The sequence below is a fragment of the Pedobacter namyangjuensis genome, assembly GCF_003313325.1.
In the GTDB taxonomy this organism is placed as follows: Bacteria; Bacteroidota; Bacteroidia; order Sphingobacteriales; family Sphingobacteriaceae; genus Pedobacter; species Pedobacter namyangjuensis.
Genome location: NZ_QMHQ01000001.1, coordinates 712,876 through 727,690, shown reverse-complemented (window position 1 = coordinate 727,690; position 14,815 = coordinate 712,876). Strand labels below are relative to the sequence as shown.

At 39.2% G+C, this 14,815-nt stretch carries 11 protein-coding genes; all 11 read right to left on the bottom strand.

Annotated elements, in window-relative coordinates; genetic code table 11:
* Positions 1 to 126: 126 nt before the first annotated feature.
* Positions 127 to 1,263 (bottom strand): GDP-mannose 4,6-dehydratase, encoded by a 1,137-nt coding sequence (gene gmd / locus DUT69_RS03310; protein ID WP_113651704.1) that lies wholly within the window; start codon positions 1,261 to 1,263, stop codon positions 127 to 129.
* Between the two features lie 411 nt (positions 1,264 to 1,674).
* Positions 1,675 to 2,001, bottom strand: a complete 327-nt coding sequence (locus tag DUT69_RS03300) for a hypothetical protein (protein ID WP_113651702.1) — start codon at positions 1,999 to 2,001, stop codon at positions 1,675 to 1,677.
* Between the two features lie 2,521 nt (positions 2,002 to 4,522).
* A complete protein-coding gene (locus tag DUT69_RS03295; RefSeq protein ID WP_113651701.1) occupies positions 4,523 to 5,806 on the bottom strand; it encodes a nucleotide sugar dehydrogenase in 1,284 nt (427 codons plus the stop codon).
* 1,238 nt (positions 5,807 to 7,044) lie between these two features.
* A complete protein-coding gene (gene rfbA, locus DUT69_RS03280) occupies positions 7,045 to 7,905 on the bottom strand; it encodes a glucose-1-phosphate thymidylyltransferase RfbA (RefSeq protein WP_113651698.1) in 861 nt (286 codons plus the stop codon).
* Between the two features lie 75 nt (positions 7,906 to 7,980).
* Entirely contained in the window at positions 7,981 to 8,838 is an 858-nt protein-coding gene (rfbD, locus tag DUT69_RS03275; RefSeq protein ID WP_113651697.1) for a dTDP-4-dehydrorhamnose reductase, read from the bottom strand.
* Positions 8,839 to 9,381 carry a dTDP-4-dehydrorhamnose 3,5-epimerase gene (gene rfbC, locus DUT69_RS03270; RefSeq protein ID WP_113651696.1) on the bottom strand — a complete coding sequence of 181 codons (543 nt, stop codon included), beginning with the start codon at positions 9,379 to 9,381 and terminating at the stop codon, positions 8,839 to 8,841.
* The gene (rfbB, locus tag DUT69_RS03265) at positions 9,381 to 10,433 is read right to left on the bottom strand and encodes a dTDP-glucose 4,6-dehydratase (protein ID WP_113651695.1); all 1,053 of its coding nucleotides are present in this window, start codon (positions 10,431 to 10,433) and stop codon (positions 9,381 to 9,383) included. Before rfbB ends, rfbC begins: the two co-directional genes overlap by 1 nt.
* Positions 10,434 to 10,498: 65 nt before the next feature.
* Complete coding sequence (locus DUT69_RS03260; RefSeq protein ID WP_113651694.1) at positions 10,499 to 11,056, bottom strand: DUF3109 family protein; 558 nt, start codon at positions 11,054 to 11,056, stop codon at positions 10,499 to 10,501.
* 40 nt (positions 11,057 to 11,096) lie between these two features.
* Positions 11,097 to 11,867, bottom strand: coding sequence for a DUF3108 domain-containing protein (locus tag DUT69_RS03255; RefSeq protein WP_113651693.1), 771 nt, complete (start codon positions 11,865 to 11,867; stop codon positions 11,097 to 11,099).
* Between the two features lie 33 nt (positions 11,868 to 11,900).
* Positions 11,901 to 12,416, bottom strand: a complete 516-nt coding sequence (locus DUT69_RS03250) for a DUF2480 family protein (protein WP_113651692.1) — start codon at positions 12,414 to 12,416, stop codon at positions 11,901 to 11,903.
* 271 nt (positions 12,417 to 12,687) lie between these two features.
* Entirely contained in the window at positions 12,688 to 14,784 is a 2,097-nt protein-coding gene (locus tag DUT69_RS03245) for a peptidylprolyl isomerase (protein ID WP_113651691.1), read from the bottom strand.
* Positions 14,785 to 14,815 lie beyond the last annotated feature (31 nt).

Sequence of the window (14,815 nt, the reverse complement as noted above, 5' to 3'; positions counted from 1 at the left end):
TTCTCCTATACTCGTTCTCTCTCTCAAATTCTGTTGCTATAATATTAGCTAATATCTTTTAATTTTCTCTTTAAAGATTGTTTCTCTCCTACACCAGCCCAAGCTGCCGTTCGCGATGATGAATCTCTACTCGAAATAATTCAATGTTTTAAAGTTAGCTTTTTTCAGGTATTCGTCTTTTTTCATTAAAGATAAGTCGGCTTGCATCATATCTGCAACTAAAGCTTGTAAATCGTATTTCGGTTCCCAGCCTAATTGTGTTTTAGATTTGGTTGGGTCGCCTATTAATAGATCTACCTCGGTTGGCCTAAAATATTTACGATCTATCCTAACAACTGTAGTCCCTAGGAACAATTTGTCAGCACTTAAACCTAAACGACTTAATAACTCCCCATCTAACCCAACTATTACTCCCTTCTCATTCTCATCTTTGCCGCTAAACTCAATTTCTATGCCAAGTTCGGCAAAACTCATTTTAACAAATTCTCTAACCGTTGTAGTAACTCCTGTTGCAATTACAAAATCTTCAGCTTTTTCTTGTTGAAGGATGAGCCACATGGCTTCGATATAATCCTTAGCATGTCCCCAATCTCTTTGTGCAGAGAGGTTTCCTAAATATAAACAGTTTTGCAAACCTAAGGCAATCTTACTTGCCGCCCTTGTAATTTTTCTTGTTACGAAAGTTTCTCCCCTAAGTGGGCTTTCATGGTTAAATAAAATACCATTGCAAGCAAACATGTTATACGCTTCGCGATAGTTTACCGTAATCCAATAGGCGTACATTTTTGCTACCGCATAAGGCGAACGAGGGTAAAATGGTGTGGTTTCACTTTGTGGCACTGCTTGTACCAATCCATATAATTCAGAGGTACTGGCTTGGTATATCCTTGTTTTTTTCTCTAGGCCTAAAATACGTACTGCTTCTAATAAACGTAAAGTTCCAATGCCATCTGCATTTGCAGTATATTCCGGCATTTCGAAACTTACCTGTACATGGCTCATTGCCGCTAGGTTATAAATCTCGTCGGGCTGCGTTTCTTGTACGATACGTATTAGATTGGTAGAATCGGTTAAATCGCCAAAATGAAGTTTGAAATTTACATTATTTTCGTGCTGATCTTGGTATAAATGATCAATTCTATCGGTATTGAATAAAGAGGAGCGTCTTTTCAATCCATGTACGAAATAACCTTTTTTTAGTAAAAATTCGGCTAAATAAGCTCCATCTTGTCCGGTAACTCCTGTAATTAAGGCAACTTTCATGTATTGGTATTGATTAATGAGCAAAGCTAAGAAATAATTTTACAAAGTTGGGAGATTTCCCAATCAATCGGAATTTCGCATTGATAGTTAGTGTTACCAGCGGAAAGGCAGTTAGTTTTCCGAGTAATAGCTCGTAGCCATCCCTGTTAATTTTTCCTCCCCCTATCCCCTCCCGACTTTCGGGATAAACTCTCCAGAGAGCTTGCTCCGGTTTTATAGTATGGGACATGGTTTGTGCGTAAAAGCACTGACATTGACATTACGGGGACGGCCTAGCATATCACCGAAGCAGAAAGCAACAAAAGGCTTTGCTGTACCGATCGGGTTTGCATCATCAAGTAAGAAAGCAACGTGTGTGCGGGGAAAAGTAGTGTAACGTCTTTTTCTTACGCCTTAAGGCTGTTGTTAGCTTTATGCAAGGGGATGATGCCAGCCTTGATCTTTTGTTTCTTTTCTATCAAGAGAAAAGAAAGAGCCAACGGTGGCGGTGAAATGAGGCAAGGTTGAGCAATGGATTAAAAATATTTTACCCGCTCTTTGCCGCGGGGCAAGATACTTTTGTCTTGATGCAAAAGTACCCAAAACATCAAGAAAGAACGATGCTTCCGCCCACAAGCCAACGCGTGGCCCGCCGTTCTTTCTGGCCTGCGCTCCTATTGCAGTGCAAATAGCAGTTGCATTGCCATTACGCAAGGACGGCCTTCGTATCCCGGCAAGGAGCGTAGTTAATTGTTTCAAAAACTTTTTCTCTCTAGCGTAATCAGCAAAATGGAGAAGTGCAGGTCTTTTCGACCGTAACGGCTCATTTTGTGGTTAAAAACAATTCACGTATGATCCGCAGTTGGGAGACGTCGGCCTTGAACTTTTGTTTCTTTTGGTTCAAGCCAAAAGAAAGAGCCTCTCAACGGCAGTGAGTTGAGGCAAGGAGGAGCGAATGGAAAAAGGATGTTTTCTCCGCTCTTTTCCGCGAGGAAAGATAATTTTGCCTTGATGTAAAAGTACCCAAAAACCGAGCTCTTAGTGAACTCATTAATGCCATTCAAAACAATATAAACAGATTAATACCACAAGAAAGAACGATGCTTCCAACCACAAGCCAACGCGTGGCCCGCCGTTCTTTCTGGCCTGCGCTCCTATTGCAGTGCAAATAGCAGTTGCATTGCCATTACGCAAGGACGGCCTTCGTAACCCGGCAAGGAGCGTAGTTAATTGTTTCAAAAACTTTTTCTCTCTAGCGTAATCAGCAAAATGGAGAAGTGCAGGTCTTTTCGACCGTACCGGCTCATTTTGTGGTTAAAAACAATTCACGTATGATCCGCAGTTAGGAGACGGCAGCCTTGAACTTTTGTTTCTTTTGGTTCAAGCCAAAAGAAAGAGCCTTTCAACGGCGGTGAGTTGAGGCAAGGAGGAGCGAATGGAAAAAGGATATTTTCTCCGCTCTTTTCCGCGAGGAAAGATAATTTTGCCTTGATGTAAAAGTACCCAAAAACCGAGCTCTTAGTGAACTCATTAATGCCATTCAAAACAATATAAACAGATTAATATCACAAGAAAGAACGATGCTTCCATCCACAAGCCAACGCGTGGCCCGCCGTTCTTTCTGGCCTGCGCTCTTATTGCAGTGCAAAGCAGTTGCATTGCCATTACACAAGGACGGCCTTCGTATCCTGGCAAGGAGCGTAGTTAATTGTTTCAAAAACATTTTCTCTCTAGCGTAATCAGCAAAATGGGGAAGTGCAGGTCTTTTCGACCGTAACGGCTCATTTTGTGGTTAAAAACAATTCACGTATGATCCGCAGTTGGGAGACGTCAGCCTTGAACTTTTGTTTCTTTTGGTTCAAGCCAAAAGAAAGAGCCTTTCAACGGCGGTGAGTTGAGGCAAGGAGGAGCGAATGGAAAAAGGATGTTTTCTCCGCTCTTTTCCGCGAGGAAAGATACTTTTGCCTTGATGTAAAAGTACCCAAAAACCGAGCTCTTAGTGAACTCATTAATGCCATTCAAAACAATATAAACAGATTAATACCACAAGAACGATGCTTCCGCCCACAGGCCAACTCGTGGCCGACCATTCCTTCTGACCTGCGCTTTTTGGCCAGTGCAAATAGCAGTTGCATTGCCATTACACAAGTACGGCCTTCGTATCCTGGCAAGGAGCGTAGTTAATTGTTTCAAAAACCATTTCTCTCTAGCGTAATCAGCAAAATGGAGAAGTGCAGGTCTTTTCGACCGTAACGGCTCATTTTGTGGTTAAAAACAATTGACGTATGATCCGCAGTTAGGAGACGTCAGCCTTGAACTTTTGTTTCTTTTGGTTCAAGCCAAAAGAAAGAGCCAACGGTGGCGGTGAACCGAGGCGAGAAAGATGCATTACCATGATGCAATCTCTTATGGATCAACGTTTCGTCATGCTCTTACCTATGCATTATAGCGAGCTCATTAATACCAATGAAAACAATATAAACAGATTAATATCAAAAGAAAGAACGATGCTTCCATCCACAAGCCAACGCGTGGCCGGCCATTCCTTATGGCCTGCACTCTTTGGCGCATTGCGTAAAAGCACTGACATTGCTATTACGGGGACGGCCTAGCATATCGCCGAAGCAGAAAGCAACAAAAGGCTTTGCTGTACCGATCGGGTTTACATCATCAAGTAAGAAAGCAACGTTTGTGCGGGGAAAAAGTAGGGTAACGTCTTTTTCTTACGCCTTAAGGCTGTTGTTAGCTTTATGCAAGGGGATGATGCCAGCCTTGATCTTTTGTTTCTTTTCTATCAAGAGAAAAGAAAGAGCCAACGGTGGCGGTGAACCGAGGAGAGAAAGAGCGATGGGTTAAACAATTGTCCGGTTGCATTACGATGCCTATTCACTTGTCCCGAATTCAGTTCGGGAAGCTGAACATGACGAAACGTTGCGCAGATCCCTCGAAACTCGGGATGACAACAAATCCATAAGAAACTGCTTCACGCCACCACTCTTGTCTAGGCTTCAGTTCACCTGCCCACAGCAGACAGGCATGATGGATCGTAACGATGGGTTTGCTGAATATTTTGGGAAGAAAAATTCAGTTCCTTTAGAATAATCGATACTTCTTTTAAGTATTCATTAGCTTCGAACCGAAGGAGATAAAAACCCTTAAATAATCCGATACCTTTCAACTATAGATCAAGCATAGCTCAAGTAGGGATCAAGTATAGATGAAGTACTGTAATAGTACTAAATGTGTTTTTTATATTTAAAAAGTTAGTTACCTAATTAGCTTACAACCTCGCATCAACAAAATCACGATTAATAAAAGATTTAGTATCGAAAATGATAGCCCCATTTTGTTTATAAGAACTAAAATCAATTTTTGCAAATTCTTTATGGGCTACGGCCAGAATCACGGCTTCATAAGATGTTGTATTAATTGCATCGACCAAAACAATACCGTACTCTTCCTCAACTTTTGATTTATTGGCCCAAGGATCGTAAACCTCCACATCTATATTAAACTCTTTAAGTTCTTTGTAAATATCAATAACCTTGGTATTTCTCGTATCCGGACAATTTTCTTTAAATGCGAAACCTAATACCAGAACTTTAGCATTTTTAATTACTTTACCTTTTTCGACCATCAGTTTAACCACTTTTTGGGCAACAAATTTCCCCATGTTGTCGTTTACTCGTCGTCCAGACAAAATCACCTCTGGTTTGTAACCCAGGGCTTCGGATTTATGTGCCAGATAATAAGGATCAACACCGATACAATGACCGCCGACTAAGCCTGGTTTATAGTTGAGGAAATTCCATTTGGTGGCAGCAGCGGTTAACACATCGGTTGTATCAATGCCCATTTTGTCAAAAATTAAGGCTAATTCGTTAACGAAGGATATGTTAACATCCCTTTGTGCATTTTCAATTGCCTTGCTGGCCTCAGCAACTTTAATACTGGGTGCTAAATGGGTTCCAGCTTCAATTATCGAAGCATATAAGTCATTTACAACAACTGCAGTTTCTGCATTTGAGCCTGAGGTTACCTTTTTTATCTTCGTTAATGTATTTATTTTATCGCCCGGATTGATACGTTCGGGAGAATAACCGCAGAAAAAATCCTCGTTATAAATTAACCGTGATTGTTCAGCTAATACTGGGACGCAATCTTCTTCGGTGCAACCAGGATAAACCGTAGATTCGTAAATTACCGTATCACCTTTTTTTAATATTTTGCCCAGCATAGCTGATGCCTGCAATAATGGTTTAAGGTCTGGATTTTTAAGCTCGTCGATAGGTGTAGGAACGGTAACGATATAGAAATTGCAGTGACTAATCTCCTCTAAAGTTGAAGAAAAAGTTAAACCTTTTAACGAATCTCTATTTTTTGCTACCGCGGATAATTCGTATAAATTGGCTTCAAGCGTACTATCGGTTCCAGCTGTAAGCTCTGCAATTCGATTACTATTTATATCGAATCCTACAACTTTATATTTTTTCGCAAAAGCAATAGCGAGTGGCAAGCCCACATAACCTAAGCCGATAACTGCAATTTTATAGGTTTTATCCATTTTATGTTTTAATGCGATAAAGATACTTGTTTTTTGGTTTTGTGTATAAAGGCAATTATGTGATGCTGATGAATACGTTTATCAACTGTCTTTTAATGAAGAGCTATATCATATTCCTCCCCCCTTACCCCTCCGAAGAGCTTGCTCCGATTTATTGGAGGGGACATAGCATGATGTTGAGGAACTGGCCTGCGCTCCTATTGCAGTGCAAATAGCAGTTGCATTGCCATTACGCAAGGACGGCCTTCGTAACCCGGCAAGGAGCGTAGTTAATTGTTTCAAAAACTTTTTCTCTCTAGCGTAATCAGCAAAATGGAGAAGTGCAGGTCTTTTCGACCGTACCGGCTCATTTTGTGGTTAAAAACAATTCACGTATGATCCGCAGTTAGGAGACGTCAGCCTTGAACTTTTGTTTCTTTTGGTTCAAGCCAAAAGAAAGAGCCCTTCAACGGCGGTGAGTTGAGGCAAGGAGGAGCGAATGGAAAAAGGATGTTTTCTCCGCTCTTTTCCGCGAGGCAAGATACTTTTGCCTTGAAGCAAAAGTACCCAAAACCGAGCCTTAGTGAACTCATTAATACCCATGAAAACAATATAAACAGATTAATACCACAGGCGCTTTTTGGCGCATTGCGTAAAAGCATTGATAGTACGGGGACGGCCTAGCATATCACCGAAGCAGAAAGCAACAAAAGGCTTTGCTGTACCGATCGGGTTTGCATCATCAAGTAAGAAAGCAACGTTTGTGCGGGGAAAAAGTAGGGTAACGTCTTTTTCTTACGCGTTAAAGCTGTTGTTGACTTTACGCAAGGGGATGATGCAAGCCTTGATCTTTTGTTTCTTTTCTATCAAGAGAAAAGAAAGAGCCAACGGTGGCGGTGAACCGAGGCGAGAAAGAGCGAAGGGTTAAACAATTGTCCAGTCGCATTACGATGCCCATTCACTTGTTCCGAATTCAGTTCGGGAAGCAGCTCATGACGAAACGTTGTGTGGATACTTCTAAAGTCGGGAACACGATAACCCATCAGAGATTGCATCACCCCACCACTCTTACCTACGCATTATCTCAGCAACAACGGAGTTGGTATAGATTGTCAGTGCAATAAACAAAGAGACTTCTCCCTGCGGTTCGAAATGACGGTTAAGGAATTCATTCACTGCCCTGTCTTTTAAGGCAGGGAGCAAAAAGAAAGATCAACCGAAAATGATTGATCCTTTTAACTTCTTGTACGATAGAATTACTATTTCAACAACCTCAATAAATATTCGCCATAACCACTCTTAACCAGTGGAGTTGCAATCGCTTTTAATTGTTCGGCATTTATAAAGCCCATTCGGTAGGCAATTTCCTCGATACATCCGATTTTAAGACCTTGACGTTCTTCGATGATCTGCACAAACTGACCAGCTTGCATTAAAGAAGCAAAAGTTCCGGTATCTAACCAAGCTGTGCCTCTACTTAAAACACCTACTTTAAGTTTACCTTGTTCTAAATAAACCTTGTTAACATCGGTAATTTCATATTCGCCACGTGGCGAAGGTTTTATGTTTTTAGCAATTTCAACTACTGAATTATCATAAAAATATAAACCTGGTACTGCATAATCAGACTTAGGGCTAGCTGGCTTTTCTTCAATAGAAATTGCATTTTTGTCCTGATCAAATTCTACTACGCCATAACGTTCTGGATCTGCTACCTGATAGGCAAAAACTACTCCCCCTTCTGGATCTGAACTTGCCTGAAGCAATTTAGCCATACCATCACCGTGGAAGATATTATCGCCCAATACCAAAGCTACTTTATCATCACCGATAAAATCCGCTCCAATTACAAAAGCCTGTGCCAAACCATTCGGCTCTGCCTGTACAGCATAAGTAAATTTACAACCGATGTTACTCCCATCGCCCAAAAGCTTTTCGAAATTTGGCAAATCATGTGGGGTAGAGATGATCAATACCTCTCTTATCCCTGCCAACATCAAGGTAGATAGTGGATAATAAATCATCGGCTTATCATAAACCGGCATCATTTGTTTGCTACATGCCAATGTTAATGGATGTAAACGGGTGCCGCTACCGCCGGCTAATATTATACCTTTCATGAGATTTCAGATGTTAAATGTTAGATTTTAGACTCAAGTCGACGAATCTATAATCTATATATTTTATTAAATAAATTAATTGTTTATTGCGTTAATACAGTTTACCAGACTTGCTCTCCAATAGGGAATGGTTAAGTTAAATGTAGTTTTAATTTTGCTTTTATCCATTACCGAAAATGCAGGTCTTCTTGCTTTAGTTGGATATGCCGAACCTGGAATTGGATTCAACTTTACCGAAGTATTGCTAATCTCAAAAATTGCCTTTGCAAAATCGTACCAAGAAGTTACTCCCTCATTGCTGTAGTGATAAGTTCCGTAAGCTTCGCTTTTTGATGCGATGATATCGAAAATAGCATTGGCTAAATCTATTGCATAGGTTGGTGTACCTACCTGATCTGCAATAACCCCTAATTCATCTCTTTCAGCACCTAATTTAAGCATTGTTTTCACAAAGTTATTGGCATATTCCGAATACAACCAGCTCGTACGGATTATAAAATGCTCGTTTAAAACATTTGCTACTGCTAGCTCGCCATCTAATTTGGTTTGCCCATATACACTAATTGGAGAAGCGATATCGGCTTCTTCAAGTAACTTTACATCCTTACCTTCAAATACAAAATCAGTAGAAACATGTATTAATGTAGCTCCATGATTTGCACAGGCATTAGCCAGATTTAGTGCTCCTGTTTCGTTAATTGCTTTACAAAGCTCTACTTCATCTTCTGCCTTATCTACCGCGGTATAAGCTGCGCAGTTAATTACAAATGCAGGTTTCTCTGTACCAAACAAATTTTCTAAAAGAGCTGGATCTAAGATATTTCCTTGCTTTTCATCCGCGAAGATGATATTATCAATTCCTCTTCTTTCCGCTACAGTTTTTAGGCATTGCCCTAATTGTCCGGCTGCGCCGATTACTAAAGTTTTAACCATTTATTTAAGCGAAGAGAAGTTTTTAAGGATTAAATCTTTATCAGACACGGATTCTTTTCCGGCAGGGATTAACCAATCGACATTAAGTTCCTGATCGTTATACATAATCCCCACTTCTGCATCTTTATGATAAAAATTATCGCATTTGTAAAAGAACTCTGCTGTTTCCGACAATACGGAAAAACCATGCAAAAATCCACGAGGAACATATAGCTGCTGTCTGTTTTCCGCACTCAGCCTAACGGAAATATGTTTACCGAAGGTAGGGGAATCAGGACGGATATCAACCGCCACATCCAGTACTTCGCCCTTAAGTACACGTACCAATTTAGCTTGTGCAAATTCACCAGCTTGCGCATGTAATCCTCTAATTACACCATAGGTAGAAAAGGATTGATTATCTTGTACAAACTTTCCCGAAAGACCTGTTTGATCTTCGAAACTCTTCTGGTTAAAACTCTCAAAAAAGTAGCCTCTAGCATCTTCAAAAACTCTAGGCTTTATAATTACACAGTCTTTTAAACCGGTTTGTATAATCTCCATTATTTATTTGCGTATTGTTGTTCGTAATAAGATTGGTAATTCCCAGAAGTTACATCGTTTAACCATTTTTCATTAGTTAAATACCAATCTACTGTTTTGGCCAAGCCTTCTTCAAACTGTAAACTTGGCACCCAATCCAATTCTTTCTGTAATTTTGTTGAGTCGATTGCATATCTTAAATCGTGACCAGCCCTGTCGGTTACATAAGTAATCAACTTAGCCGATTCGCCCTTCTCTCGACCTAATTTCTCATCCATAATATTGCAAAGCAGATTAATCAGATCAATGTTTTTCCATTCATTATGACCACCGATATTGTAGGTAGTACCTGTTTCAGCTTTGTGAAAGATTACATCAATTGCTCTAGCATGATCTTCTACCCATAACCAATCGCGAACATTCTCTCCTTTACCATAAACTGGTACAGGTTTATTGTTTTTGATGTTGTTAATAGCCAAAGGAATTAACTTTTCAGGAAAATGATGAGAACCGTAGTTATTAGAACAGTTAGAGATCACACAGTCTAAGCCATAGGTATCATGATAAGCTCTTACAAAGTGATCTGAACTAGCTTTTGAAGCCGAATATGGGCTATGTGGATCATAAGAAGTTGTTTCTGTAAACATTCCTTCTTCTCCTAGCGCACCATAAACTTCATCGGTACTTACGTGATAAAATCTCTTTTTATCGTAATCGCCCTTCCAGTACTCTCTAGCTGCGTTTAACAAATTCACCGTACCAATTACATTTGTAATTACGAAAGCGGTAGGATCTGTTATCGATCTATCTACATGGCTTTCGGCTGCCAAGTGTATTACTGCATCAAAGTTTTCTGTCTTGAATAAATTGTTAATCTCGTTCGCGTCTACGATATCAGCCTTAACAAAACGATAGTTAGGTTTATCTTCCAAATCCGTTAAATTAGCCAAATTACCTGCGTAAGTTAATTTGTCGAGATTTACGATCTCGTAATTAGGATAGTTATTCACAAAACGACGCACCACATGCGAGCCTATAAATCCGGCTCCGCCGGTGATTAGAATTTTTTTCAAGTTAATAAGTATTTGTTCCTCTAAAAGTATTTATTTTTATGTTGTTAGACAATAGCCCTTTGCCACTATCTTACAGATTCCTCCAATTCAGCATACCAATCGGCACCGTATTTACGAATAAGCGGGTCTTTTAAGAATTGGTAAACCGGCACTTTTAGTTCTCTTCCAAAACTGCAGGCATCATGGCAGATGTGCCACCTATCGTAGTTAAGTACATCAAACTCTGGGTACTTTGTAATACGTATTGGGTAAAGATGGCAAGAAATTGGTTTTTTCCAATCTACCAAGCCTTGTTCGTAAGCTTTTTCTATAGCACATTTGGTAATGCCACCTTCAAAAGTTACATAAGCACATTCTTTGTTACCATCTACGCATGGCGTAGTTAAATCGCCATCCAAGTCTACAACAGATGTACCTTGTTCTTCGATAGCTATGATTCCCTTTGGTGCTAAAAGGTGTTTTATTTTAGGATAGATTTCTTGGAGGATTAAGGTTTCTTCTGCATCTAAGGGCGCACCTGCATCACCTTCAACACAGCAAATGCCCTTGCACTTATTCAAATTACACACAAAGCTCTCGCTTATCACCTCCTCGTGCACCAAAGTGCCACCAACTTCTATCATCTCTTTTAATTTATTTTACTATTGAGCTATAAACTCAATTTTATTTTCCTATCGGATATCTTAAACCTTCGGCCGATTTAATTTCCATAGTTACGGCCCCTACTAAAATCTCTACCTGAGCTTTTACCGGCACGCGATTACCATCATCGGTGATCCAAAGATACAACTTACTATCCTTCTTAAAAATACGTCCTGGTTTTATGGAAGGGCTAAACTTTAAACAGCGGATGTTACCCAACTTGGTTTTAATGGTTTCTTTACCAACGTACTCGATCTGCAACTGTGAGATTTCATCGCTCAAGAAATAATTCAATTTAAATTCATCGCCAATTTTTAGCTTTGAAATATCTAAACTTCTTGCAAAATAATAGGCAGATACTAAATCAAATGTTTGTGTGGTTGGTGTGGTAAAAGTGCCTTTATTGGCTACCACTTTTTTCGCCTCTTGATGGAACCTTGCCTTATCGGTACGTCTGTAACTCGCTTCGCGAATATTTTCCTGATAGAAATAGGGCGTTAGGTTTGTTTTGTCTATGTAAGAATCATAATGATCGCGAATTTTATAAAAGACATCAAAAGTACCAGATGTACGAGCATCAACAGACAAACGATAAGTTGGCTTATCATCAAACTTCATATCAGACGGTAGCACTTTAATAGTAGCCTCGGCAGCAGTAATAAAACCGTACTTTAATTTATAGCTTAACACCTCGCCCTCTTTAAAGATGGGATCTTTTTTTAAGGGCAATTCCTGAGAAAATCCGGCTAAGCTAAAAAGCCCTAACGCAATTGTTAAGATTAGTTTCTTCATATTTTGTGGTAAACAAAAAGCAATCCAAAAAAATTAGGCCTTCTTTTTGTAAATCGGAACGGTAGAACAAGGTTCGCCGTACATGATACTTTTAGCCACTGGTGTTAAAAGCGAAGTTATTTCTACAAAAGCGTTAACAGGCACTTCCAAATCTGCACAGCCTTTTATTACCACACGTTCATCGGCATACTGATTAACATCAATTTTAGCCAAAGCTTTAGTGTAAAGTACCGCTTCTAAAGTTTCTAAACTACCAAATACTACTTCGTTGGCAAAAGGCTTCATTTTATTAGCCAATAGCATATAGGCCCAAGTTGGCACTATTGCATTGGTACTGCAAGTGATTGCTATGTTTTTATCCGTGTATTGCGACCAATCATGTTCTTTAATAAAGGCCCTAAAATCTTGCTCCTTTAACATTAAACCATGAAATAAATTGTCTTTTATATCATACACCACACGTTCTCCTTTGTGGAAATATTCTTCTAGATTTAAAGTAATTAAACCGCTGTTTGCTACTTTATTAACGATATTTTCTTGGATTTCCATAGTTATTGATCAAAAACCTCATTAACAAGGTTAATGCAAAATTACATAAATATTATGGCTTAAAAACATTAGCTGCATTTGATGGCTAGTGAAGCTTGGTTTTTTACGTTGGCTAAACAAATAGCGCTAACGATAATTTTGCTTGAGGTACATCTTTGCTTGCGTAATTCTAACACTGAAAATTTTTATCTCGAATTCAATTCAAATCTCTTTCCAAAAAAAAAGGCAATGGTAAAAAACCATTGCCCTTAATTTGATTAGCAATTAAAGCTTAATAGAATTTAACTCTATTATCTTTGATTTCGCTTTTATCTTGCAATGCTTGGAAAGCTGCACCCAACGAACGTTGTGTTATGCCTAACATCATTGTTTCTTTTTGTTTGAAAGTATTGCCTAGTGGAGCTGGATTAGTAAATCCTTCTGCTACTACTACGTAAACACCTTTATCGCCTTCAATTGGTTTAGATAGTTTACCTACTGCAGAACCGAATACAGTACCTACAACTTTGTTTTCTTGTGCTAAACCAGGGATAATTGGATTAGCGAAAACCATATTTTGAACTGGAGCAGCAGCTTTACCAACTTTTTGAGCAACCGCTTCAATGTTAGCAGAACCCGCTAAAGCTTTATTGAATTTTTCAGTTAAGGTTTTAGCTTTAACCGCATTCATCACCATTGGTTGAATTTGTTTTTTAACATCTTCTAAAGACAATTGGCCTTTAGGCTTAACATCGGTTAAACGAGCCACTACAAATCCATTATCCATTGTATAAACCTGAGGCAATACCTCGCCTTTATCAGCAGCATAAGCTTCCTTGATTAATTCGCGAGGATTATCTAAACCTGCTGCATAACCTTGTGTAGCTACTACCCTATCGGCTACGCCAACAGTGTAACCATTTTTCTGTGCTAAACTGTTAAAATTATCTCCTTTAACTTCGTTCAAGAAAGCTGAAGCTTTTTTGTAAGCGACATCTCTGGTTTTTGAACTTGGCGCAAGTGATTTCTCGATATAAGCAAGTTTAGCAACTTTAGCATTTCCTACTTGTTTTTCGATTTTTAAAACATGGATACCAAATTGAGATTTAACAACTTTAATGTCGCCGGTTTTTCCGTCAAATGCAGCGTTTTCAAATTCTGGAACCATAGCACCGCGAGCAAATGTACCAACATCGCCACCGCTATCTTTCGAGCCATCAACACTGTATTTTGCTGCAAGTTCTGCCATGCTAGCACCACCTTGCAATAATGTTTTTAGTGAATCTGCTAATTTGTTAGCAGCAACATCACCACCAATTTTAGAAGGATCAATTAACACGTGGCTAGCTTTAACTGAATCTGGAGAGAAACGGCTAGCTACTACTTTAATTAATTTATAAGAGTTGCCAGATAAAGCTGGTCCGTAGAAACTACCTGCAGGATAATTAAAGATTACCGAATCAACTGCCGGATCTAATTTTCCTTTAGAAAGATATACAAAAGGAACTTTAACATCAGAATTAGTAGCTGCAAATAACGAATCGTTTGGCGTAGTTCTAAAATCTGCTGCCAACTTATCTACTTGCGCTTTAATAGCCGCAGAATCTGCTGCTGTTGGCTTAATGCTAAAATTAACATATTCGATCGTTCTGGTTTCAGTAGGGTTATCGAAACGTTTTTTGTTCGCATCATAGTAAGCTTGATAATCGCCGTCGGTGATTTTTACATCTTTATCTAGGATTGAGCTATAATCTAAATTTACATATTTAAAGTTAGCCAACTTGTTACGGTTTGAATACTCATCATTAGCTTCTAAAGAAGTTACATAAATTGAGTTACGGATTAAACTCGCATATTTCTGTTGCAAAGCTTGTTTTTCAACCTCGGCCTGCAACATATCCCATTGCTTTTTAAGGTCTGGGTTTTTAGACTGCTGTTTTAAAGAATTGATAACCGCAGCACGATCAATCTGACCAGTTTGTTGGTTACCAAAATATTGCATAATTAACGGACTTGGGTTTTTACCTTGCAAAAGGTCAAATAACTCATCACCAGAAACGATTAAACCTAAGCGCTCGTATTCTTTATTTAAAAGTACACCCGCAACTTCTGCTTGCCAAGCCTGGTCAATTGCCATAGCTTTCATCTGATCGTTAATCTCGCCACCATACTGTTGCTTAAATTGTGCAACACTTTGTTCTACTTTTTGGTTAAATTCTTCGTACTTAACTTCTTCTCCATCTATAGAGCCTACAGTGTTTCTAGAGCTGCCAAAAATTGCCGGCCCTTGCTGCAACAGCGGTTCTAAAACAAATAACGCTAATACCACAGCGATACCTCCAACTAAGAAGTACCCCATTTTGGTACGCATGAATGTCATTACTCCCATATTATTCTTATTTTTACTTTTTTTTAAGAGG